General features: G+C 67.3%; 25 protein-coding genes. 9 read left to right on the forward strand and 16 right to left on the reverse strand.

From position 1 onward, the window contains the following. Positions 1-36 precede the first annotated feature (36 nt). Genes ACSFCA_RS07145 through mnmH form a run of 5 tightly spaced genes read left to right on the forward strand, consistent with a single transcriptional unit; the run spans position 37 to position 4,448 of the window. Positions 37-894 (forward strand): putative selenate ABC transporter substrate-binding protein, encoded by an 858-nt coding sequence (locus ACSFCA_RS07145; RefSeq protein ID WP_435459395.1) that lies wholly within the window; start codon positions 37-39, stop codon positions 892-894. 10 nt (positions 895-904) lie between these two features. Beyond that, on the forward strand, positions 905-1,720 hold the full coding sequence (locus tag ACSFCA_RS07150; RefSeq protein WP_435459394.1) for a phosphonate ABC transporter ATP-binding protein: 816 nt from the start codon (positions 905-907) through the stop codon (positions 1,718-1,720). Next, positions 1,717-2,547 (forward strand): PhnE/PtxC family ABC transporter permease, encoded by an 831-nt coding sequence (locus ACSFCA_RS07155; RefSeq protein WP_435459393.1) that lies wholly within the window; start codon positions 1,717-1,719, stop codon positions 2,545-2,547. The genes ACSFCA_RS07150 and ACSFCA_RS07155 overlap by 4 nt, the downstream gene beginning before the upstream one ends. Beyond that, a complete protein-coding gene (gene phnE / locus ACSFCA_RS07160) occupies positions 2,544-3,344 on the forward strand; it encodes a phosphonate ABC transporter, permease protein PhnE (protein WP_435459392.1) in 801 nt (266 codons plus the stop codon). Before ACSFCA_RS07155 ends, phnE begins: the two co-directional genes overlap by 4 nt. A 33-nt stretch (positions 3,345-3,377) precedes the next feature. Next, positions 3,378-4,448: a tRNA 2-selenouridine(34) synthase MnmH gene (gene mnmH / locus ACSFCA_RS07165; RefSeq protein ID WP_435459391.1), complete on the forward strand. Its 1,071-nt coding sequence runs from the start codon at positions 3,378-3,380 to the stop codon at positions 4,446-4,448. Here mnmH and fdhD read toward each other — a convergent pair. The 8 genes from fdhD to modB all read right to left on the reverse strand — a co-directional run bounded on the left by fdhD (position 4,382) and on the right by modB (position 10,993). Next, on the reverse strand, positions 4,382-5,299 hold the full coding sequence (gene fdhD, locus ACSFCA_RS07170) for a formate dehydrogenase accessory sulfurtransferase FdhD (RefSeq protein WP_435459390.1): 918 nt from the start codon (positions 5,297-5,299) through the stop codon (positions 4,382-4,384). The genes mnmH and fdhD overlap by 67 nt on opposite strands. A gap of 31 nt (positions 5,300-5,330) precedes the next feature. After that, the gene (locus ACSFCA_RS07175; protein WP_093058009.1) at positions 5,331-5,618 is read right to left on the reverse strand and encodes a hypothetical protein; all 288 of its coding nucleotides are present in this window, start codon (positions 5,616-5,618) and stop codon (positions 5,331-5,333) included. Positions 5,619-5,646: 28 nt separating this feature from the next. Beyond that, positions 5,647-8,007: an FdhF/YdeP family oxidoreductase gene (locus ACSFCA_RS07180; RefSeq protein ID WP_435459389.1), complete on the reverse strand. Its 2,361-nt coding sequence runs from the start codon at positions 8,005-8,007 to the stop codon at positions 5,647-5,649. Between the two features lie 112 nt (positions 8,008-8,119). Further along, entirely contained in the window at positions 8,120-8,434 is a 315-nt protein-coding gene (locus ACSFCA_RS07185) for a type II toxin-antitoxin system RelE/ParE family toxin (protein ID WP_258353297.1), read from the reverse strand. Next, positions 8,431-8,712: a YlcI/YnfO family protein gene (locus tag ACSFCA_RS07190; RefSeq protein ID WP_258353296.1), complete on the reverse strand. Its 282-nt coding sequence runs from the start codon at positions 8,710-8,712 to the stop codon at positions 8,431-8,433. The genes ACSFCA_RS07185 and ACSFCA_RS07190 overlap by 4 nt, the downstream gene beginning before the upstream one ends. Positions 8,713-8,747: 35 nt before the next feature. Then, positions 8,748-9,536: an ABC transporter ATP-binding protein gene (locus ACSFCA_RS07195; protein WP_258353295.1), complete on the reverse strand. Its 789-nt coding sequence runs from the start codon at positions 9,534-9,536 to the stop codon at positions 8,748-8,750. Next, positions 9,533-10,282, reverse strand: coding sequence for a molybdate ABC transporter substrate-binding protein (modA, locus tag ACSFCA_RS07200; protein WP_435459388.1), 750 nt, complete (start codon positions 10,280-10,282; stop codon positions 9,533-9,535). The genes ACSFCA_RS07195 and modA overlap by 4 nt, the downstream gene beginning before the upstream one ends. A 27-nt stretch (positions 10,283-10,309) precedes the next feature. Continuing rightward, positions 10,310-10,993, reverse strand: a complete 684-nt coding sequence (gene modB / locus ACSFCA_RS07205) for a molybdate ABC transporter permease subunit (RefSeq protein WP_258353293.1) — start codon at positions 10,991-10,993, stop codon at positions 10,310-10,312. A 108-nt stretch (positions 10,994-11,101) separates the two neighbouring features. Between modB and ACSFCA_RS07210 the strand changes: the two genes are divergently transcribed. Continuing rightward, positions 11,102-11,344 carry a hypothetical protein gene (locus tag ACSFCA_RS07210; protein WP_093077393.1) on the forward strand — a complete coding sequence of 81 codons (243 nt, stop codon included), beginning with the start codon at positions 11,102-11,104 and terminating at the stop codon, positions 11,342-11,344. Positions 11,345-11,510: 166 nt separating this feature from the next. Here ACSFCA_RS07210 and tsaA read toward each other — a convergent pair whose 3' ends face one another. Both tsaA and ACSFCA_RS07220 read right to left on the reverse strand, forming a co-directional pair. After that, complete coding sequence (gene tsaA, locus ACSFCA_RS07215) at positions 11,511-12,008, reverse strand: tRNA (N6-threonylcarbamoyladenosine(37)-N6)-methyltransferase TrmO (protein ID WP_435459387.1); 498 nt, start codon at positions 12,006-12,008, stop codon at positions 11,511-11,513. Next, the gene (locus ACSFCA_RS07220) at positions 12,005-12,352 is read right to left on the reverse strand and encodes a winged helix-turn-helix domain-containing protein (protein ID WP_093058016.1); all 348 of its coding nucleotides are present in this window, start codon (positions 12,350-12,352) and stop codon (positions 12,005-12,007) included. The genes tsaA and ACSFCA_RS07220 overlap by 4 nt, the downstream gene beginning before the upstream one ends. Before the next feature lie 111 nt (positions 12,353-12,463). Between ACSFCA_RS07220 and ACSFCA_RS07225 the strand changes: the two genes are divergently transcribed. Further along, entirely contained in the window at positions 12,464-13,006 is a 543-nt protein-coding gene (locus ACSFCA_RS07225) for a hypothetical protein (protein ID WP_435459386.1), read from the forward strand. A gap of 12 nt (positions 13,007-13,018) precedes the next feature. On the opposite strand, the gene ACSFCA_RS07230 is transcribed toward ACSFCA_RS07225, so the two are convergent. The 3 genes from ACSFCA_RS07230 to apbC form a co-directional block, all read right to left on the reverse strand. Next, on the reverse strand, positions 13,019-14,716 hold the full coding sequence (locus tag ACSFCA_RS07230; protein ID WP_258353289.1) for an OFA family MFS transporter: 1,698 nt from the start codon (positions 14,714-14,716) through the stop codon (positions 13,019-13,021). 136 nt (positions 14,717-14,852) lie between these two features. Next, positions 14,853-15,797, reverse strand: coding sequence for a LysR family transcriptional regulator (locus ACSFCA_RS07235; protein WP_435459385.1), 945 nt, complete (start codon positions 15,795-15,797; stop codon positions 14,853-14,855). 14 nt (positions 15,798-15,811) lie between these two features. After that, the gene (gene apbC, locus ACSFCA_RS07240; protein ID WP_435459384.1) at positions 15,812-16,903 is read right to left on the reverse strand and encodes an iron-sulfur cluster carrier protein ApbC; all 1,092 of its coding nucleotides are present in this window, start codon (positions 16,901-16,903) and stop codon (positions 15,812-15,814) included. A 75-nt stretch (positions 16,904-16,978) separates the two neighbouring features. Between apbC and ACSFCA_RS07245 the strand changes: the two genes are divergently transcribed. Next, positions 16,979-18,175, forward strand: coding sequence for a patatin-like phospholipase family protein (locus ACSFCA_RS07245; protein WP_258353286.1), 1,197 nt, complete (start codon positions 16,979-16,981; stop codon positions 18,173-18,175). An 18-nt stretch (positions 18,176-18,193) separates the two neighbouring features. Here the strand turns inward: ACSFCA_RS07245 and ACSFCA_RS07250 are convergent, their stop codons facing one another. Together ACSFCA_RS07250 and ACSFCA_RS07255 are read right to left on the reverse strand one after the other, a co-directional pair. Beyond that, positions 18,194-19,438 carry a diaminopropionate ammonia-lyase gene (locus tag ACSFCA_RS07250; RefSeq protein WP_435459383.1) on the reverse strand — a complete coding sequence of 415 codons (1,245 nt, stop codon included), beginning with the start codon at positions 19,436-19,438 and terminating at the stop codon, positions 18,194-18,196. A gap of 5 nt (positions 19,439-19,443) precedes the next feature. After that, on the reverse strand, positions 19,444-20,631 hold the full coding sequence (locus tag ACSFCA_RS07255; protein WP_435459382.1) for a M20 aminoacylase family protein: 1,188 nt from the start codon (positions 20,629-20,631) through the stop codon (positions 19,444-19,446). A gap of 84 nt (positions 20,632-20,715) precedes the next feature. On the opposite strand from ACSFCA_RS07255, the gene ACSFCA_RS07260 reads away from it, so the two are divergent. After that, entirely contained in the window at positions 20,716-21,186 is a 471-nt protein-coding gene (locus tag ACSFCA_RS07260; RefSeq protein WP_258353283.1) for an Lrp/AsnC family transcriptional regulator, read from the forward strand. Here ACSFCA_RS07260 and ACSFCA_RS07265 read toward each other — a convergent pair. Further along, entirely contained in the window at positions 21,155-21,658 is a 504-nt protein-coding gene (locus ACSFCA_RS07265) for a hypothetical protein (RefSeq protein WP_258353282.1), read from the reverse strand. The two genes, ACSFCA_RS07260 and ACSFCA_RS07265, sit on opposite strands and share 32 nt — an antisense overlap. Positions 21,659-21,669 lie beyond the last annotated feature (11 nt).

Below are 21,669 nucleotides of genomic sequence, written 5' to 3' on the forward strand. Positions count from 1 at the left end.
GTCCTTTCCTATCCCGCACGTCCTCGAGGCACATCCATGAAGAAGACTCTCACCCAGGTGGCGCTCGCGCTGGCCTTTTCCGTCGCCAGCTTCGGCGCCCTCGCCCAGGGCGTGCTGCGCGTCTCGGCCATTCCCGACGAGGCCCCCACCGAGCTGCAGCGCAAGTTCACGCCGCTGGGCGACTACCTCAAGAAGGAAACCGGCATGGACGTGCAGTTCACGCCTGTGACCGACTACGCCGCCGTGGTCGAGGGCCTGGCCACCAACAAGATCGACCTGGCGTGGCTCGGCGGCTTTACGTTCGTGCAGGCGCGCATTCGCACCAACGGCGGCGCGGTGCCGATCGTGCAGCGTGCGGAAGACGAAGTGTTCACCAGCAAGTTCATCGTGCCCATCGACAGCCCCGCCAAGACGCTGGCCGACCTGAAGGGCAAGACATTCGCCTTCGGCGCGCCCTCGTCCACCTCGGGCAGCCTGATGCCGCGCTACTTTTTGCTGCAGGCCGGCATCAACCCCGAGAAAGACTTCAAGACGGTCGCGTTCTCGGGCGCGCACGACGCCACGGTGGCCTTCGTGGCCGCATCGCGCGCCGAAGCAGGTGTGCTCAACGCATCGGTGTGGGACAAGCTGGTCGAGTCGAAGAACCCCAACGCCGCCAAGGTGCGCGTGCTGGCGACCACGCCGACCTACTACGACTACAACTGGACGGTGCGTCCGGGGCTCGATGCGGCCATCACCAAGAAGCTGACCGACGCGTTCCTGAAGCTCGATCCGGCCAACCCGGCGCAAAAGGAAATCATGGCGCTGCAGCGCGCGAGCAAGTTCATTCCGACCAAGTCGTCGAACTACGACGGCATCGAGACGGCGGGGAAGTCGGCGGGTTTGATCAAGTGAGTTTGCGCGGATGAGTTTTTCGCTGGAAGGCGCGGGTGTCGTGCACCCCAACGGCCAGCGAGCGCTGGCGGGGGTGACGCTGGCCGCGCGTGATGGCGAACGCATCGCCGTCATCGGGCCCTCGGGTGCCGGCAAGACCACGCTGCTGCGTGTGCTTGGCGCGGCGCTGCGGCCCACGGAAGGCGAGGTTCAGGCCCTGGGCGCCAGGCCGTGGCAGTTGCGGGCCGCGGCGCTGAAGAAACTGCGCTCCCGCATCGGCACTGTGCACCAGTCGCCGCCTATCGCGCCGCGCCTGCGCGTGGTTACCGCCGTGCTCGCGGGCCGGCTCGGCGAGTGGTCTACGCTGCGCGCGCTGGGCTCGCTCTTTCATCCCTCTGACTTTGCCGGGGCGCACGAAGTACTGTCGCGCCTGTCGCTGGAAGACCGTCTGTTCGACCGCTGCGATCGCCTCTCCGGCGGCCAGCTGCAGCGCGTGGGCATCGCGCGGGCCCTGTACCAGCGCCCCGCCCTGCTGCTGGCCGACGAGCCCGTGTCCGCGCTCGACCCCACGCTGGCCGACGCCGCCATCGGCCAGCTTGTCGCGCAAAGCGAATCGACGGGTGCCACGCTGATGGCCTCGCTGCATGCGGTGGACCTCGCGCTGCGCTGGTTCCCGCGCATCGTCGGCATGCGCAACGGACAGGTGATGTTCGACCTGCCCGCCGCACAAGTAACGGCCACGATGCTCGACGCGCTCTATGCAAGCGAAGGCGGCATCGCAACGCAGCGGCCGCAGCCTGCAAGTGCGGCAATGGAAGCGGCCTTCCATCGGCCGGACTGCCCTTGACGAGCACCGCCATCACCCACCGCGACCCACACGCCGCGCGCCGGCTGGCCGCGTGTATCGCCGCGCTCGTCATCGCATGGCCGATGCTGGCGCTGTCCGAATTCAAGCCATGGGCGCTGTTCGCCGGCAGCAATCTCGCGGTCATCGGCGGCTTCCTGGCGGGCTTCTTTCCGCCCGAGGGCTCGTCCGCTTTTCTCGCTTTGCTCTTCAAGGCCACGCTCGAAACGCTGGCCATGGCCACGGCCGGCACCGCGCTGGCGTTGCTGATCGGCGCACCGCTGGGCTTCGTGACGACGCGCGCGCTCTCCATCTCGCGCATCGGCCCCGGGCCTGGTCGCGTGCAGGCGGGCATCGTGCGGCAGGCCGCGCGCTGGCTGCTGATGGTGCTGCGCGCGATTCCCGAAATCGTCTGGGCGCTGCTCTTCGTGCGCGCGCTCGGGCTCGGTCCCGCCGCGGGCGTGCTGGCACTAGCCATCACTTACGGCGGCATGCTGGGCAAGGTCTACGCCGAGATCCTCGAATCGACCGACACACGCCCCGCGCGAGCCCTGCTCGAAAGCGGAAGCGGCCGGCTCGCGGCGCTTTGCTATGGGCTGCTGCCGAACACGGCGCAGGAACTGGCCTCATACACTGTGTACCGCTGGGAATGCGCGGTGCGTGCGTCGGTGGTGATGGGCTTCGTCGGCGCGGGCGGGCTGGGGCAGTTGATGGACCAGTCGATGAAGATGCTCAACGGTGGCGAGGCGAGCAGCATCCTGCTGGTGTTCCTGGCGCTGGTGCTGCTGGCCGACCTGCTGAGCAATGCGTTGCGGAGGCTGCTGGCATGACAACGACGCTGCCCCCACGCCCGCCGCCCTGCTGGCGCTGCCGCATTGCCCTGCTGCTGATCGGTGTGGCGGTGATTGCGAGCTTTGTCTATCTGGGCATCGATTACCGCGCGCTGGGCTCGTCGGAGTCGCTCCGACTCATGGGCAAGTTCATTGCCGAGTTCTTCCCGCCCGATGTGTCGCCAGAGTTTCTCGCCAAGGTCCGTAATGGCGCGTTGCAGACGCTTGCCGTGTCCGCACTCGGCACGGTGCTGGCGGCCATAGCGGGCGCGGTGCTCGCGTTGCCGGCCTCGGGCCGCGCCGGCTGGCTGCCGCGCCATGTGGCGCGCTTCGTCTTGAACTTCTTGCGCAGCGTGCCCGAACTCGTGTGGGCCGCGCTGATGGTGCTGGCCGCCGGCATCGGCCCGTTTGCTGGCGCGCTGGCGCTGTCGCTGCACACTACGGGCGTGCTGGGCCGTCTGTTCGCCGAAGCGCTGGAAAACGCCCCGCGTGAACCCGAGCACGCACTGACGCTCTCGGGCGCCAACCCCGTCACCGCCTTCAGCTACGCCAGCCTGCCCATCGTGCTGCCGCAGTGGGTGGCCTATACGCTCTACCGCTGGGAGATGAACATCCGCATGGCGGCCGTGCTGGGCTTCGTGGGCGGCGGCGGGCTGGGACAGTTGCTGTACTTCCACCTGTCGATCTTCCAGCAGCAGCAGGCGATGACGGTGCTGATCGCGATGTTCGTACTGGTGACCTTCGTCGACTTTGCGAGCGCTCGCTTGCGCCGTGGCCTCGGGCCTGCGTACGCCTGACTACCCGACAATCGGGGGCATGAGGTTCCTGCCATGAGTCATCGCCAGCCCGTGCGGGTCGGCGACCGCCACGCCTTCGACACGCTGATCGACGCCCGCTCCCCGGCCGAGTTCGCGCTCGACCACATTCCCGGCGCAATCAACTGCCCGGTGCTCGACGACGAAGAGCGCCGCATCGTCGGCACCGTCTACGTGCAGACCGGCGCCTTCGAGGCACGGCGCATCGGCGGCGCGATGGTCGCGGCCAACATCGCGCGGCATCTACGCGACACGCTGGCCGACCGGCCCGAGAACTGGAAACCGCTGGTCTACTGCTGGCGCGGCGGCATGCGCAGCGGCTCGATGGTCACCTGGCTGCGCCTTGTGGGCTGGGACGCGCAGCAACTCGCCGGCGGCTACAAGAGCTTTCGCCGGCACGTGATCTCGCAGATCGACACGCTGACCCCGAAGCTCGACCTGCGCGTGATCTGCGGGGCCACCGGCAGCGCCAAGACCCGCGTACTGCACGCGCTGGCCGCGCGCGGCGCGCAGGTGCTCGACCTGGAAGACTTCGCCAGTCACAAAGGCTCGCTGCTCGGCTCGCTGCCGGGTGTGGCGCAGCCTTCGCAGAAGCACTTCGAGACGCTTATCGCGGCGGTGCTGGAAACCGTCGATCTTTCGCGCCCGCTGTATGTGGAGGGCGAGAGCATCCGGATCGGGCGGCTGTCGCTGCCGTTGTCGCTGGTGGCGCGGATGCGGGCGGCGCAGTGCATCGAGGTGGCGGCCACGCGCGAGGCGCGGCTGGCTTATCTGCTGCGCGACTACGCCTATCTAGGCGACGACCGCGATGCGCTCGCCGACAAGATGGGTGTGCTGAAGGAAATGCAGGGGAAGGAGACGGTGGCGCGCTGGCAGCAGTGGGCGCGCGAAGCCGATCTGCCGCATCTGTTTGCGGAGCTGATGGCGTTGCATTACGACCCGCATTACCAGAAGTCGCAGGAGCTGCACTTTCGGGCGTGGGAAAGCCGCCGCAACGTGGCGGCGGCGGATCTGTCGGATCAGGGAATCGAAGCGGTGGCTGATGCCGTGCTGGCTCTCGACAAGAGCGAAAACCCATCGGCATAAAGCACACCACGCGGCGCACGGCACAGCCCCCAGAAACGCAAGCCGCAAAGCTCGGCCATGCGCACACCCATCGAGGTCGGCGCAGAGATGGTCGCCATCGCCGCAATGCCGAGGCGCGCGCACTTGCGTACGAGCTCATGGCTGCCGCGGCTGGACATCAGCACGAAACCCGGCTCCTCAAGGCGCCCTGCCAGCGCGAGCTTGCCGAGCAGCTTGTCGAGCGCGTTGTGACGGCCGACATCTTCCATCAGGTCGGTGAGTTCGCCGTCGACCGTGGCCCACGCTGCGGCATGGATCGCACCGGCTTCGGCGTTGAGGATCTGGCGCGGCGACATGGCGGCGAAGGCGCGCAGCACTGTCGCCAGGTCGACGCGTTCGATCCAGTCGTGTTGCGGCACGCGTTGCGGTGACAAATCAAGTCCCGCGAAGCTCTCGACGCCACACACGCCGCAGCCGGTACGGCCTGCGAGGCTGCGGCGGCGGTCTTTCAGGCGTTCGAAGCTGCGGGTGGAAATTTCAAGCTGCACCTCGATGCCTGGCATGCCTTCGGGCAGGCCGGCATCGGAGGCATCAACCGTCTGCACTTCGATGCCTCGGCAATCGGCGGCGGTGTCGAGGATGCCTTCGCTCAGCGCAAAGCCGAGCGCGAAGGCTTCCAAGTCCTGCGGCGTGGCCATCATCACCGCGTGCGAGACACCGTTGAACACCAGCGCCACCGGCACCTCAGCCGCCAAGGTGTCGTCGCGCACCACGCCTTCGGGCCCAACGCCGCGCTCGCCGAAGACGTGCACGGCGTGCCGTGAGAGCGGCGGCAGGGTGTCTTCGGAATCGGCGAGGTCTGGCTGCGACATGGTGGCTCCGGGTGGGCCTGCCATTGTCGGCTCAGTCGCCCATTTCGTCTTCAGGGGGCAGCGTTTGCACCTGCGCCCGTCCGGGCTCCTGGAGGTGTGCGACCCAGCGGCCGTCCTGCTGCTCCACGCGGACCCAGCCGGGGCCGCGCACGCCGCCGATGGCTGCATCGCCCATCAATGTGAGCCGACGCATCAGCACGCTCGCGCCCTGTCCGAGCCGCTTGCCGAGGCGCGGCAGCGAAACACCAGCATCGTCCGGCGCCTGCGCGAGCATGCGCAGGATGGCCACGGAAAGGTCGTCCTGGAGCAAGGCGCTCATCCGATCACCTCCGCAGCGGCCCGGTGGCTCATGCAGCCACCATCCCGTCCGCCTGGTCCTCCGCCAGCTTCTGGATCGGCAGCTCGTGCGGCACCAGCACCACGGGAATGGACTTGGAAGTCGGCGTGCCCGCGTTCTCCGCCACAGCCGACAGCGGCACCAGCGGATTGGTCTCGGGGTAGTAGGCCGCGATGTTGCCGCGCGGAATGTCGTAGGCCACCAGCTTGAAGCGGTCGGCGCGGCGCTCCTGGCCGTCGTTCCACACGGTCTGGATGTCGACCCAGTCACCGTCCTTCATGCCGAGCTTGCCGATGTCTTCCTTGTTGATGAACACCACGCGGCGCTGGCCGAACACACCGCGGTAGCGGTCGTCCATGCCGTAGATGGTGGTGTTGTACTGGTCGTGTGAGCGCGTGGTCAGCAGCGTGAAGACGATGGTGTCGCCCTTCTTCGCGAAGCGCGCGCGGGCGCGATGCGAATGGGTGTCCAGCGGCACGGCGTGCGTGAAGAACACGGCCTTCTTCGACGCGGTGTTCCACACGCGCTCGCTCGCGGTGTTGCGCAGGCGGAAGCCGCCGGGGTGCGCCACGCGCGTGTTGAAGTCCTTGAAGTCGTCGAAAACGGCTTCGATCTTGTCGCGGATGCGTGCGTAGTCTTCGATGAGCCACAGCCACGGCGTCTTGCTTCGCGCGCCGATGGTGGCGGCCGCGAGCCGCGCCACGATGGCCGGCTCCGACAGCAGGTGCTGCGACGCAGGCGGGTTGATGCCCATCGAGATGTGCACCATGCTCATCGAGTCTTCCACCGTCACGCCCTGCGGGCCGGCGGCCTGCATGTCGATCTCGGTGCGGCCCAGGCAAGGCAATATCAGCGCCTCGCGCCCGTGGACCACGTGGCTGCGGTTGAGCTTGGTGGTCACGTGCACCGTCAGGTCGCACTGCTGCAGCGCCTTCCAGGTCTGGTAGGTGTCGGGCGTGGCCGCCGCGAAGTTGCCGCCGAGCGCGAAGAACACCTTGCCCTTGCCGTCGAGCATCAACCGGATGGCCTCGACCGTGTCGACGCCGTTCTGCCGCGGCGGCTCGAAGTCGAACACCTTCTGCAGCCGGTCGAGCAGGGCTGCAGGCGGCTTTTCCCAGATGCCCATGGTGCGGTCACCCTGCACGTTGCTGTGGCCGCGCACCGGGCAGGCGCCCGCGCCCTCGCGGCCCATGTGGCCGCACAGCATGAGCCAGTTGCCGATCATCTGGATGGTGGCGACCGAATGCTGGTGCTGCGTGATGCCCATGCCCCAGCAGGCGATGACCCGCTTGGCGCCCAGGTACACGTCGGCTGCGGCTCGGATCTGCGCTTCGCTCAGGCCCGACTCCTGCACCAGGATGTCCCACGACTCGGCGCGCAGGTCAGCTGCCAGCGCGTCGAAGCCGGTGGTGTGCGTGGCAATGAATTCATGGTCGAGCACCGAGGGCTCGCCGCGCGCGACCGCTTCGTCTTCGCGCTCGATGACGTGCTTCATCATCCCCTTGATGACGGAGAAGTCGCCGCCCACGCGCAGCTGGAAGTAGTGCGTGCTGATGGGCGTGGAGCCCATGGTCGCCATCTCGAGCTTGTCCTGCGGATCGGCAAAGCGCTCCAGGCCGCGCTCGCGCAGCGGGTTGAAGCTCACGATGCGCGCGCCGCGCTTGGAAGCCGAGCGCAGCTCGCCGAGCATGCGCGGATGGTTGGTGCCGGGGTTCTGGCCGAAGATGAAGATCGCGTCGGCCTTCTCGAAGTCGTCGAGCGTGACTGTGCCCTTGCCCACGCCGAACTGCGGGCGCATGCCGCTGCCGCTGGGCTCGTGGCACATGTTCGAGCAATCGGGAAAATTGTTGGTGCCGTACTCGCGCACGAACAGCTGGTACAGAAAGGCCGCCTCGTTGCTCGCGCGGCCCGAGGTGTAGAAGATGGCCTGGTTCGGGTCGGGCAGCGCGTTCAGATGCCGGGCGATGCGCGCGAAGGCGTCGTCCCATTCGATGGGCACGTACTTGTCGCTGGCCGCGTCGTAGGCCATGGGGTGCGTGAGGCGGCCCTGGTCTTCGAGCCAGAAGTCGCTTTGCGCAGCGAGTTCGGCCACAGTGTGCTTGGCGAACAGCTCGGGGCCGGCGCGGCGCGCGGTGGCTTCGGCGGCCACGGCCTTGACGCCGTTCTCGCAGAACTCGAAGGTCGAGGCATGGTTGCGGTCGGGCCAGGCGCAGCCGGGGCAGTCGAAGCCGTCGGGCTGGTTGGCCGACAGCAGCGTCTTCGCGCCCTTGATGGGAATGTCCTGCCGCAGCAGCGCAGTCGTCACGCTGCGCAGTGCGCCCCAACCGCCCGCAGGGCCCTTGTAAAACTCGATCTTCTGCTCACTGCTCATGCCGGCGAGTGTTCGCCGTGGGCCTGCGGAGCGTCAAATTGAATCGGGACATGCGGCGATTCAAAAAGGAAATGAAGGGCATCGCCGTAGCGGCCTCCGCGGCCTTGCTCGCTCAGTGGTAATCGTCTTCCCGCTGATGCCTGACAGCGGCCACGACGATCGAGTCGTTCGCTTCTATTTCGAACAATGCGACGTAGCCGCTGGCACCGAAGGGAATCACAAGTTCGCGGATGAAGGGGCTGTCGCCCGCCTTGCGGCAAGTGAAGGGCGAAAAACCGAGTGTGGCAATGCCGTGCTCGATAGCCTCGAGGGCCCGCGAGGCCAACTCCAGATCGCCGCCCCTCGCGAGCTCTCGCTCGAGGACAAAGTCGTACAGCCGCTCCAAGTCGTCAGCCGCCTGGCGCGTGAACCGGACCGAGTAGCTCACCGACGCGCCGCGCTCTGCTGCTTCTTTGCCGTTTCGAGTTTTGCCTTGAGACGATGCATCACTTCGCCAGCCTCGACATACTCGCCGCTGCGGCGCGCGCTCGCCAACGACTTCATGCCACGGGCGACGAACTCGGCCTGGCTCTTTCGCTGCAGAACACAGGCGCGGACGGCTGCCTCGACGAACTGGGACAAGGATTCACCCTTGCCGAGCACTTGCTCGACTTCGTCGCGGAACTCGGGCTCGACACGCACGGAAGGGATGGTGGCGGTTTTCATCGCCAAAATTGTATCGCTTATGCGATACACAAACGTCAGCCGCGTACGTCTTGCATCAGCAGCCCGCGCAACTTGCTGCGCAACGGCGTCTCTTCCACAGCCTGCACGCCAGCGATATCGCGCAGCGCAAAGTCGCGGCTTTCGGCATTGTGCAGGTCGATCTCGCGCACCACCTGCCCATCCTTGTAGACGAAGGCCACGTCGGCCAGCGCGAGCACGTCCTCGATGTCGTGCGTGATCATCAGCACCGGAATGCCCCACTGCCTGCGCACCTGCGCAAGTTCGTTGCGCAGCTCCGCGCGCAGCATCGGGTTGAGCGCAGCAAAAGGCTCGTCGAGCAGCAGCACTTGCGGCTCGCAGGCCAGCGCACGCGCGAGCGCCACGCGCTGCTGCTGGCCGCCCGACAAGCTCTGCGGTCGGCTGTCGGCCAGCGCCGCGAGGCCGAAGCTTTCGAGCAGGGCGTGCACGCGTTCGGCGTCTTTCGCAGCCGGCTTGCGGCGGTGCCATGCGGTCAGCCCGAAGGCCACGTTCTCGCGCACGCTCAGGTGCGGGAACAGCGCGTAGTCCTGGAACAAGTAGCCGATGCGCCGCGCCGGCGCGGGCACGTCGATGCCCTGGGCCGAGTCGTACAGCGTGCGGCCGTCGAGCCGCACGTGGCCCGACGAAGGATGCAGCAGGCCGGCAATGGCCTGCAAGGTCAGCGACTTGCCCGCGCCCGACGGGCCGTAGAGCGCGGCAAAGGGCACGTCCGTCGCGAAACGCACCGCCAGATCGAAGCGCCGGCGGCCGTCGGCCACCGTGAGCTTCAGATCGACATCGATCATGGCTTGCCGAATCCGTAGCGCGTGAGCACTTCCTGCGCGGCAGGCGTCGAGAGGAAGGCGATGAAGTCGCCGGCCAGCGCTTTCTGCTTGCTCTCGGCGACCACGGCGATGGGGTAGGTCACGGGCGTGTGGCCGGTGGGCGTGAAGGCGATCTTCACCTTGTCGCCGGCCACGGCCGCGTCGGTGCGGTAGACGAAGCCGGCCTCGACCTCGCCGCGGCTCACGTAGTCGAGCACCTGGCGCACGCTGTCGGCCTGTACGAACTTGGGTTCGAGCGTGGTCCAGAGGTTGGCGTTGTCCAGCACCTGCTTGGTGTAGCGGCCGACCGGCACGGTGGCGACCTTGCCGACGGCGATCTTCTTCACGCCGGCGCCGCCCAGGTCCTGCAACGTCTTGAGGCCCACGCCTTCCTTGGCCGGCTCGATGAGCACTAGGCTGTTGGTGACGAAGTCTTTTCGCGTGGCGGCGTCGATCGCCTTCTGCTCGACGCCGCGGTTCATCGTTTCCTGGTCGGCGCTGGCGAACACGTCCACCGGTGCGCCCTGGCCGATCTGCTGCAGCAGCACGCCCGAGGCCGCGAAGTTGAAGCGCACCGTGGACCCCGCCTTGGCCGCCTCGAACTTGGGGCCGATTTCCTTGAACGCGTCGGTCAGGCTGGCAGCGGCGGACACGGTGATCTGCTGGGCGCCCGCAACCAGCGGCAAGGCGAGTGCAAGAATCAACGACAGAAGGCGAAACGGACGCATGGACAACTCCAGATTGTTGAAACGAAATCAGCGAAGAGAAAAGAAGCGGTTCGACAGCACCAGCACGGTGATCGACAGCAGCGAAGTCACGATGACCAGCAGCAGAGCGAGGTCGTCGTGCCCTGCCTGCACCGCGTCATAAATGGCCATCGACAGCGTCTGCGTCTGCTTGGGGATGGAGCCGGCCACCATCAGCGACGCGCCGAATTCGCCCATGGCACGCGCGAACGCGAGCAGCGTGCCGGCCAAAATGCCAGGCCAGGCCAGCGGCAGCGTGACACGCAGGAAAACCGAGAACGGCGACTGCCGCAGCGTGCTGGCCGCGGCTTCGAGCGAGCGGTCGACGCCCGAGAACGCCGCGCTGGCCGACTTGAGCACCAGCGGCAGCGCGACCACGGCAGAGGCCACCACGGCGCCGTGCCAGCTGAAGATGATGGTGTAGTCGAGATGCTCGCGCAGCCACGCGCCCAGCGGGCTGCGGCGCCCGGCCGCCACGAGGATCGCGTAGCCGATCACCGTGGGCGGCAGCACCAGCGGCAGCATGAAGACGGCCTCGAGCACGGTGCGGCCAAAGAACTTCTTGCGCGCAAACACCCAGCCCAGCGCCACGCCGACGATCAGCGCCAGCAGGGTCGCCACGGCGGCAACCTTGAGCGACAGCACCAGCGGGAACCAGTCGGTCGAAGCGATGAGCGAGTTCGTCGTGTTCATGAAAATACGGCGAGATTGTTACACGATGAGCCCTAAGGTTCTCACGGGGGTGCGCAAAGCCATGAGTCTTCATATACTGAGGAATACAGCGTAGGAGATATCCCACCCATGCGCCCTTCCATCCACGACACCGTTGTTCGCTCGATCTCCGGCCGGCCGGAGCTTCGCCACCACGTGACGCAGGTGCAGGAATGGCGCATCGAGCGCGCCATGGATGCAGAGGGCTTCGTGCTGTCCATCACCGGCCCCGACGGGGCGAGCCAGTCCTTCTTCGTGGCAACGGCCGATGCCGGCGACATCGGCGAGGTGCTGCGCCGCCAGGCGGTGTGGGTCGACCACCGGGAGCAGTGACACGCATGTAGCGGCACATGACGGGTGCGGAGCGCATCCTCGAAGTTTTGCCGGCGCGGCGCTCGGCAACCTGCTGAGCGGCGAACGCTGTTTCGACGAAACGCTGGTGCGGCAGGCAGGCGTGCTGGCAAGGCTGGCAGGACCCGCCGGAAAACGCTCCGCCCGATCAGCCCATCCTGCCGTCGGAGCGGGTGCGCGGCAGCCGATCGAGCCTGGCGCCGAACCAGCCGATGCGGTCGGTCTCGCGCACGTCGAACTTCGGCACGTAGGGCTTGATGTCGAGCACGGGCGTGCCGTCCATCATGTCGTTGCCGCTGAAGTGCAGCGTCGTGCCCTCCACCGAGGTGAGCCGCACGATCGACAGGCCCAGCCGGTTCGGCCGCGCGGGCGCGCGTGTGGCGAAGACGCCGTGCGATGCGTTGTCCAGAAAGGGCACCACCTCCAGCCGCTCGTGCGCGCACTGATGCAGATGGGTGACGAGGATCAGGTAGTCGAAGCCCTCGATGTCGCGCAGGCCCGGCGTGAACTCGGCGAACACTTCGACGCGCCCGGTTTCTTCGGGCGCGCCGGCCGTCTGGATCGGCATGCCGGTGGCCTCAGTGAAGCGGCTGCGCACCAGGCCGACCGGGCGGCAGACGACATCGGCGGCGGCCTCGGAGCTCATGGCGCCAGCAGGCGCGTCAGCGCGCGGATATCGGCGGCCGTGGCGAGGCGCGCCGCGTTCTCGATGGCGCGGTAGTGCTTGACGATTTCCTCGCCCACCGGCGTCAGCGCCGTACCGCCGCCGCGCGAGCCGCCAGCGGCGGTGTTCACGGCCGGCGAGGCGAGCGACTGGTTCATCTCGTCGATCAGCATCCAGGCCCTGCGATACGACATGCCCAGCAGCCGGGCAGCCGCCGAGATCGAGCCGGTCTCGGCCACGGCTTCGAGCACGGCGATCTTGCCGGGACCGATGGCGATGGTGTCGTCCCGGTAGACGCGCAGACGGAACTGGACTTTGGATTTCATGTTGGCGCCAAGCGTAAACCAATGCGGGCCGCCATTGTCCGCCGCGGTGGGCTGTCAGCGCTATGCAAGAATGAATACGACGCTACCCGCCCGGGGAAACGAGGAGTTCCAGTGAAAGACCGCACCCTGTTCCTGTTGTCCCTGTTGACCGTGCTCGCAGGTTGTGCCGGCGGCAGCCCACAGACAGGCGCCATGACGCCGCACGTTACGGCCGCCACCAACGAAGGCATCTCGCCCTTCTTCACCGTCTCGGGCATCGTCGGCAAGCGCGCCACCTTCGACCTCGCAGCCCTGCAGGCACTGCCCGCCGTCACGCTGACGGCCGGCAGCAACACCTACACCGGCGTGAGCCTGTGGACCCTGCTGAACGATGCGTCGGTCGGCCTCAAGCCGGACACCACGGTGCGCAACCCGGTGCTCTCGATGTATGCGGTGGTGGTCGGCAGCGACGGCTACCGTGCGGTGGTCTCGCTCGCGGAGATCGCACCCGAATCCGGCAACCGCATGGCGCTGGTTGCCTACAGCCTGAACGGCGCGCCGCTGGGTCGCAACGGCATGGCGCGGCTGGTGATGGCCGGCGATGTGAAGCCGGGCCGTTCGGTGGCCCGGCTGGCGGCGATCGAAGTGTTCGCCGCACAGCCCTCGGGCCGCTGATCGCTCAGAGGATCAGCCGAAGAACTTGGCCGCGCTGATCAGGGTCTTGTACACACCCCAGGCCAGCGGAATACCCACCGCCACCCAGGCCAGCGCCACCACCGCCGGGCTCACCGTGTCGGCACGGCCCGAGCCGCTGCCCACTTCGGCCGCCGAGGCCTTCTCGTGCGCCAGCTTCTTCTCGACGGCCAGTTCGTCGTCGGTCATGAAGTGCTTGTCGGCCACCGGGCGCACCAGCAGGTTGGCGATGAAGCCGATCACCAGCATGCCCACGAGGATGTACATGGTCTGGTTGTAGACCTGCTCGCGCGGCAGGCCCAGGCCCAGCTGGTACTCGCGCATGTAGTTCACGACCACCGGGCCGAGGATGCCGGCCGTGGCCCACGCCGTGAGCAGGCGGCCATGGATGGCGCCCACGAACTGCGTGCCGAACAGGTCGGCCAGGTAGGCCGGCACCGTGGCGAAGCCGCCGCCGTACATCGACACGATCACGCAGCACGCGCCCACAAACAGCAGCTTGCTGCCCGCGCCGGCCGACGAGGGAATGCTCGCGTACAGGATGCCGCCGAGCACGAAGAACACCGTGTAGGTGAGCTTGCGGCCCAGCTTGTCCGACAGGCTGGCCCACACGAAGCGCCCGCCGATGTTGAACAGCGACAGCAGCGCCGTGAAGCCGCCTGCCACCACCGCGATGGCCGCGAGCTGGGTCTTGTCGAGCTGGCCGTACTTGGCCGGCAGGTCGATCAGCGCGCCGCCGAACACTTCCTGCAGCATGGGCGAGGCCATGCCGATCACGCCGATGCCCGCGCTCACGTTCATGCACAGCACCAGCCACACGAGCCAGAACTGCGGAATGCCCCAGACCTTTTTCACGTGCACGTGGCGCTGCGTGATCATGGTGTTGGTGGTCTGCGCCGGAGGCGGAGTCCAGCCTTCGGGCTTCCAGCCCGAGGGCGGCACGCGGTAGCCCAGCGCGCCGGCCATCATGAACACAAAGTAGCCGAGCGCCATGACCACGAAGGTCTGCATCACGCCAACATCAGTGGCCGTGGAAAAACGCTTCATCAGGTCGACCGCCAGCGGCGAGCCGATCATCGCGCCGCCGCCGAAGCCCATGATGGCCATGCCGGTCGCCATGCCGCGGCGGTCGGGGAACCACTTGATCAGCGTGCTCACCGGCGAGATGTAGCCCAGCCCGAGGCCAATGCCGCCGATCACGCCCGAGCCGAGGATCATCAGCCAGAACTGGTGCAGGTGGATGCCCACCGCCGACAGCAGCATGCCGCCGCACCAGCAAATCGCCGACACCACACCGGCCTTGCGCGGGCCCGCGCGTTCGAGCCAGCCGCCCCACAGGGCCGCCGAGCAGCCGAGGAAGACGAAGAACAGGGTGTACATCCAGCCGAGCGTGGCCACGCGCCAGTCGCAGTTGGTGGCGAAGAGCTCGGCGAAGAAGCTCATGTCCTTGGCGCAGGCTTGTGCGCCGGTGCCGGCGGTGCCGAGCGCCTTCGACAGCGGCAGCCAGAACACCGAGAAGCCGTACGCCATGCCAATGCACAGATGAATGGCCAATGCAGCCGGCGGAACCAGCCAGCGATTGAAGCCGGGGCCCGCGATGATGCGTTCTTTTTCCAGGAAGCCGGGTTGCGTCTGCGCCCCTCCCCCAACGACGCGTTCTCCATCGAGAACGCCTGCAGATGAACCTGCCATATTTCTCCTTGTTCGCCGGATGTGTAAGTTATTGCTAATCCGGGTCGCGGAGTGTGAGCTAACGGTTAAATCTCCGTCAAATTCGATCAGGGCATGGCCTGATTCAATAACTAAATGATTAGGCCTTTGGTTCCTGTCATTCGCCGAGCGCGCCGCTGTGCTGCTGCAATTGCTCCTGCCACTCGAGCGTCTGCAGAAAGGCCAGCGCCGCCTCGAGCGCACGCGAGGCGCGCACGCCGTCCTGTGTCATGAAGCCGATGGGCGTGCGCACGTCCGGCGCCATCAGCGGCAGCGCTTCCAGCTCGCGGTGGCTGCGCACGGCCGCGACCATGCCACCGGGCAGCACGCTGTTGACCGTGCCCGCGCTCACCGCCAGCGCCAGCGTGAGCACCGAATTGGTTTCGATGGCCGGCATCACAGGCACGCCGGCCTCGCGCAGCGCCTGATCGACGATGGCGCGGTTGTGCATGTCGGAGGTGAGCAGGCACAGCGGCAGCTTGCCGGCCTCGGCCCACGAGATGGGCTCGCCGATGCGCAGCTCATCGGCCGAAGCCGTTTTCGCGCGGCGCAGCAGGAAGTAGTGCTCGATGCTCTGCGGCCAGGCCGTGAGCTTGATGCCAGGCAGATGCATGCGCTCGGTGTAGCCGAGCGCGAGGTCGATCGAGAGGCTTTCGAGTCCTGTTTCCAGGTCTTGCGAACTCATCGACAGCACGGCCGGCACGATACCCGGGTGCCGCTGCTGCAGCATGGCCGCAAAGCGCGAGAGCATCGGTATCGCCGTGGGCACTGCGGCCATGCGCAGGCGTCCATGCGGGTTGTCCACGTCGCTGCGCAGCTCTTGCAGCAGCACTTCGTTGTCGCGCAGCATGCGTTGCGCCGTGGCCAGCACGCGCTCACCCTCGTGCGTGAGGCCGACGTACACGCGGGCACGCTTGACGATGACGACGCCGAACTCGGTCTCCAGCGCACGCAGTGCATTCGACAGCGCAGGCTGCGTGATGTGGCAGGCCTGCGCCGCGCGGCCGAAGTGCTTGTGCTCGTTCAGCGCGACCAGGTAGCGCATCGAGGCGAGCAGGTTCATCGGAACGCCATTCCCTACGTGTTCTTGCTGATCGAGATAGTCGGAAACTTCGCCGAAAAGTCCTTGGCCTTTTCGGCGATGCCAACGGCCACGCGACGCGCCACAGCCTTGTAGATGCCGGCAACGTCGCCTTCCGGATCGGACACCACAGTAGGCGCCCCACTGTCTGCCTGCAGCCGGATCTTGATGTCCAGTGGCAGTGCGCCGAGGTATTCCATCTGGTACTCGGCCGCCATCTTCTTGCCGCCGTCCGCGCCAAAGATGTGTTCGGCATGGCCGCAGTTCGAGCAGATGTGCACCGCCATGTTCTCGACGATGCCGAGGATCGGCACGCCGACCTTCTCGAACATCTTGATGCCCTTCTTCGCGTCGAGCAGCGCGATGTCCTGCGGCGTGGTGACGATCACCGCGCCCGTCATCGGCACGCGCTGGCTCAGCGTGAGCTGGATGTCGCCGGTGCCCGGGGGCATGTCGACGATGAGGTAGTCGAGGTCTTTCCAGTTGGTCTGGCGCAGCAGCTGCTCCAGCGCCTGCGTGGCCATGGGGCCGCGCCAGATCATGGCTTGGTCCTGGTCGACCAGGAAGCCGATGGACATGACCTGCACGCCGTGGCGCTCCATGGGTTCCATGGTCTTGCCGTCGGCGCTGTCGGGGCGGCCTTCGATGCCCATCATCATGGGCTGGCTGGGGCCGTAGATGTCGGCGTCGAGCAGGCCGACGGTGGTGCCCTCGGACGCCAGCGCCAGCGCCAGGTTGGCCGCCGTGGTGCTCTTGCCCACGCCGCCCTTGCCCGAGGCCACCGCGATGATGTTCTTGACGTTGGGCATCAACTGCACGCCGCGCTGCACCGCGTGGCTGATGACCTTGGTGACGATGTTGACCGACACGTTCTCCACGCCCGGCACCGCCTTGGCGGCAGCCACCAGCGCCTTGCGGATGGCCGCGTGCTGGCTCTTCGCCGGGTAGCCGAGTTCGAGGTCGAACGAGACGTCGCTCTCCGAGATCTGGAGGTTCTTGAGCGACCGGGTCGCCACGAATTGCTTGCCGGTGTTAGGGTCCGCGACGGCCTTGAGCGCGTCCATGAGCCCATCTGGGGTGAGTGCCATTGATCTAACTCCTGAATGGCGGGTAGTCTAGTGCGCTCTCCGAGCCAGCATCGAACAGCCTCCCAATAACCAAAAATGCCAGAGACAAGCCCCGTCGCCACCGGCCTCCTGCTCACCGGGGGCGGCGCCCGGGCCGCCTACCAGGTGGGCGTGCTGGAGGCCATTGCCGAGATCCGGCGCTCCGTCGGCCCCTCCGCCGGCACGGGCAACCCCTTTCAGGTCATCACCGGCACTTCGGCCGGCGCCATCAACGCGGCCGCGTTGGCCTGCGGCTGCGACAACTTCGACCACGTGGTGGCGCACATCGCCGAGGTCTGGGGCCAGTTCCGCGCCGAGCAGGTGTACCGCGCCGATTCGCTCTCGGTCATTGGCAGCGGCGCGCGCTGGCGCATGCTGCTCGGGCTCGGGCGCTTCGCGGCCAACTGGATGCGCATCAAGCCGAAATCGCTGCTCGACAACACGCCGCTGGCTGAGCTGCTGCGGAGCATGGTGCCGCTCGACCGGCTACCGCAGCTCATGAAGGAAGGCCACCTGCAGGCGCTGGCCGTGACCGCATCGAGCTACAGCTCGGGCGAACACGTCACCTTCTTCGAGGCGGCCGTGCCGATGGAGCCGTGGGTGCGCTCGCAGCGCCTGTCGGTGCGCGACCGCATCACGCACACGCACCTGCTGGCGTCGTCGGCCATTCCCTTCGTGTTTCCGGCCACGGCCTTGCCGATGCAGGGCCACACCGAGTACTTCGGCGACGGCTCGATGCGCCAGTCGGCGCCGATTGCAGCAGCCATCCATCTCGGCGCGCAGCGCATCGTGGTGATCGGCGCGGGCCGCATGCACGAGCCGCGCGACACCGACGCGCCCAACACCCACAGCGGCTATCCGACGATGGCGCAGATCGCGGGCCATGCGCTGTCGAGCATTTTTCTCGATGCGCTGGCGGTGGACATCGAGCGGCTGCGGCGCATCAACCACACGCTCGGGCTGATTCCCGAAGAGGCGCGCGCGGCGAGCGCGCTGCGTCCGCTCGATCTGCTGGTGATCTCGCCGTCGGAGCGCCTCGACGTGATCGCGGGGCGCCACGTCGACGCCCTGCCCGGCGCAGTGCGGCACCTGCTGGGCGGCTCGAAGGTGGCGGCCGATGTGAAGGGCGGCGCGCTCGCGAGCTACCTGCTGTTCGAGTCGGGCTACACGCGCGAGCTGATGGCGCTGGGGCGCGCCGATGCGATGAAGCAACGCGACGAGGTGCTGCGCTTCTTCGGCTGGGACGTGGGCTGAGGGGTCTGGCCGCTTCGCTTATATGGCGGCCTGCTCGAACATGCCCTCGCGCGCCAGCCACTGCCGTTGCGCCGCCACGACCTCCTCGCCCGAACGACCCGTCAATGCGCGATACACACCGGGTGCGGTCGCGCCTTCAGTGCTGATCAGCAGCACGCGCGCATCGGCGCCCAAGCCGGCAGCGCTGCGGCCTTCCGGGTCGGCCGCCAGCACCTGCAGCGCCGCCAGGCCGGCCGCGCCGGATTCACCGCTCAGCACGGGCACGTCGCCCGCCTCGCCGCTCGCGAGCGTGCGCATCGCGTGTTCGGCCTGCACGTCGGTCACGGTCATGAACAGGTCGACGGCCGGTTGAAGAAAGCGCCATGCGAGCGGCGAGGTTTCGCCGCAGGCCAGTCCCGCCATCACCGAGTCGACCGAACCCGTTGCTCGGTCCGGCCGGCCGCTGCGCGCGCTTTGCAGCAGGCAGTCGGCCTGCTCGGGCTCCACCACGATGAAGATCGGCCGCGCCGCGCCGTAGCGCTCCCAGAAATGGCTGACGACGCCCGCGGCCAGCCCGCCCACGCCGCCCTGCACGATGACGTGGGTGAACGGGCATGGCGCGTCGGCGGCAACGTCTTCCAGCAACTCGTCGGCCAGGATGCCGTAGCCCTGCATCACATCGCGCGGCACCTCTTCGTAGCCGTCGTAGGAGGTGTCCGAGACCACCTCCCATCCGTTGACGCGGGCAAGGCGCGCGGCCTCCTCGACCGACTCGTCGTAGTTGCCGGCGATGCGCACGATCTCCGCGCCCAGCGCGGCAATCGGCGTTTCGCGCTCCTCGCTGACTTGGGCATGCAGCACGATCACGCAGCGGCAGCCGATGCTCTGAGCCGCCGCGGCGAGCGCGCGGCCGTGGTTGCCGTCGGTGGCGCTGACGACCACGAAGTCGCGCAGCGATGCCGCATGCCTGCCTGCCAGCAGATCGGCAGGCGTCCACCCACGGCCGGGCCATCGGCGCAGCACGAGCCGCAGCAGCGCAATGGGCGCGCCCAGCACCTTGAAGCTGCCGAGCGCCGAGCGTTTCGATTCGTCCTTGACGACCACCTGGCCGATGCCCAGCTGCGCCGCCAGTCGAGGCAGCGGCCATGCCGGCGTGGGGTGCGGCGCGAGCTGGTTCCAGTGCGACAGCCACTGCCGGCTCTCCTGGCCGCGCGCGATGTTCATCACCTCGCTCAACGATTCGTCATAAGCGCTACGCCGCGCCTGGGGGTTGGTGAACAGCATGCCGGTCAGTCTCTTGTTTCGTTGTGCCGGGGAAGGCGCAGGCGGACGATCTCCGCGAAATAGCGGGCGCCCGTTGCGAGCACCTCGTCGTTGAAGTCGTAGCTGCCGTTGTGCAGCGGCGTGCCGCCCGGTTCGCCCTCGGCGCCGTTGCCCAGGAACACGAAGGCGCCGGGCACGGCCTTCAGGAACGCACCGAAGTCTTCCGAAATCATCATCGGCGCCACGTTGGCATCGACGTTCCCGGCGCCCACGATGGCCGTGGCGGCGGCAACCGCCGTTGGCACGCATTCGGCCCAGTTCACGGTGGGCGCGAACTCGTGCGTGTAGCTGAATTCGCATTCGGCACCATGCATGCGGCAGATGCCCTCGCTGATCTCGCGCATGCGCTTGGCCAGCATCTGCTGCACCGCCGGGTCGTAGCTGCGCGTGTCGCCCTTGATCACCACGTTTGACGGAATCGCGTTGCGGATGCCATCGGTGATGAACTCGGTGCACGAGACCACCGCCTGCGCGCCCGGGTCGAGCGTGCGCGAAACAATGCTCTGCAGCGCCAGCACGATCTGCGCGCCGATGACGATCGGGTCGATGCCCATGTGCGGCCGCGCTGCATGCGTGCCGCGGCCCTTCACGTGGATCACGAAGTTGTCTTCGCTCGCCATGAGGCCGCCCACGCGCGTGGCGATGGTGCCGACGCGCATGCCGGGCATGTTGTGCAGGCCGTAGATCTCGTCGACCGGAAAGCGCTCGAACAGGCCGTCGTCCATCATCGCCTTCGCGCCGCGGCCGTGTTCCTCCGCCGGCTGGAAGATGAAGCGCACGGTGCCGTCGAAATCCTGCCGCTCGCGCAGCAGTTGCGCCGCGCCGAGGATGATCGACATATGGCCGTCGTGGCCGCAGGCGTGCATCTTGCCGGGTGTGCCGGATGCGTAGGCGCGGTCGGCGGGCAGCTCGGTGATGTTGAGCGCGTCCATCTCGGCGCGCAGGCCGATAACGCCCTTGCCGCTGCCCACCTTCAGGTTGGCCACGAGGCCAGTGCCGCCGATGCCGGTGTGCACATCGAGGCCCAGCGCCTTCAGCACCCGGGTGACGAAGGCCGAGGTTTTCGCTTCCTCGAAGCCGGTTTCGGGAATGGCGTGCAGTTGCCGCCGCCAGCCGGTGAGCGTTTCGCGCAAGGGTGCATCGGTGAGGTTCATGGCGAGATGCTATTGACAATGCGGCGGTATGGGCGCGCAAAATTGCCGCCTTCGACGCAACGTTTTTGCGTCACTTCCCACTTCATGACGCCCCTCGACACCCTCGACCTTCGCCTGCTGGAGCTGATCCAGGCGGACAGCCGCATGCCGCAGAGCGAACTGGGCGAGCGCGTGCACCTGTCGACCGCGGCCGTCAACCGGCGGCTCAAGCGCATGCGCGACGAGGGCGTGATCCAGCACTACGGCGCCGTACTGTCGCCCGCCGCGCTGGGCCACCCGCTGACCATCGTGGCGGAGGTGGAAACTGAGAGCGAGCAGATCGAGTTGCTCGACGCGATGAAGCAAAGCTTCAGGGACTGCCCGCAGGTGCAGCAGTGCTACTACGTGACGGGCGAGTGGGACTTCATCCTCGTCTTCGTGGTGCGCGACATGGCGCAATACACGGCACTGACGCGGCAGCTTTTCTTCCAGAGCAACAACGTGAAGCGATTTCGCACGCTGGTCACGATGGACGCCGTGAAGCTCAGCCTTGATGTGCCTGTTGCCTCGGGCTGATCGCGGCCCTTGCCGGCATCAGCATCGACCGCAACAGCAGCGCCATCACGCAGACGATGGGGCCCAGCGCCAGCAGCCGGCCGGGCTCGAACGCCAGCCCAGCCGCCGCGCCGACCGCACAGCCGATCTTGATCCAGCGCGAGACCGCATCCCAACCGCGCCGGTGCGTTGCGGCAAACCCAATCAGCGCGGCCCAGCCGAACAGCCCGCCGAACACAGAAAAGACCCAGCTCAGCAGGTAATACGCCGTGTCCATGTCCCGGAACGCGAGTGCCGTGCCCAGGCCCTCCCAGGTATGGCGATAGCCCTCGAAAAAGAAGAAGCCGGTGGCTGACGCGGCCCACCAGAAAAACGCGTAGAGGCTCGCAATGCCCGCCAGGAGGGCAAGACACGCGAGTGCGCGCCGGGTGATGTCGTCGAAGGGCATGTGGTCGCGCCACGCTGCGGTGTGTCCGATGGGTCCGTTGTCCATGGCCGGTGCTC

Source organism: Variovorax multivorans (genome assembly GCF_051216835.1).
Taxonomy (GTDB): domain Bacteria; phylum Pseudomonadota; class Gammaproteobacteria; order Burkholderiales; family Burkholderiaceae_C; genus Variovorax.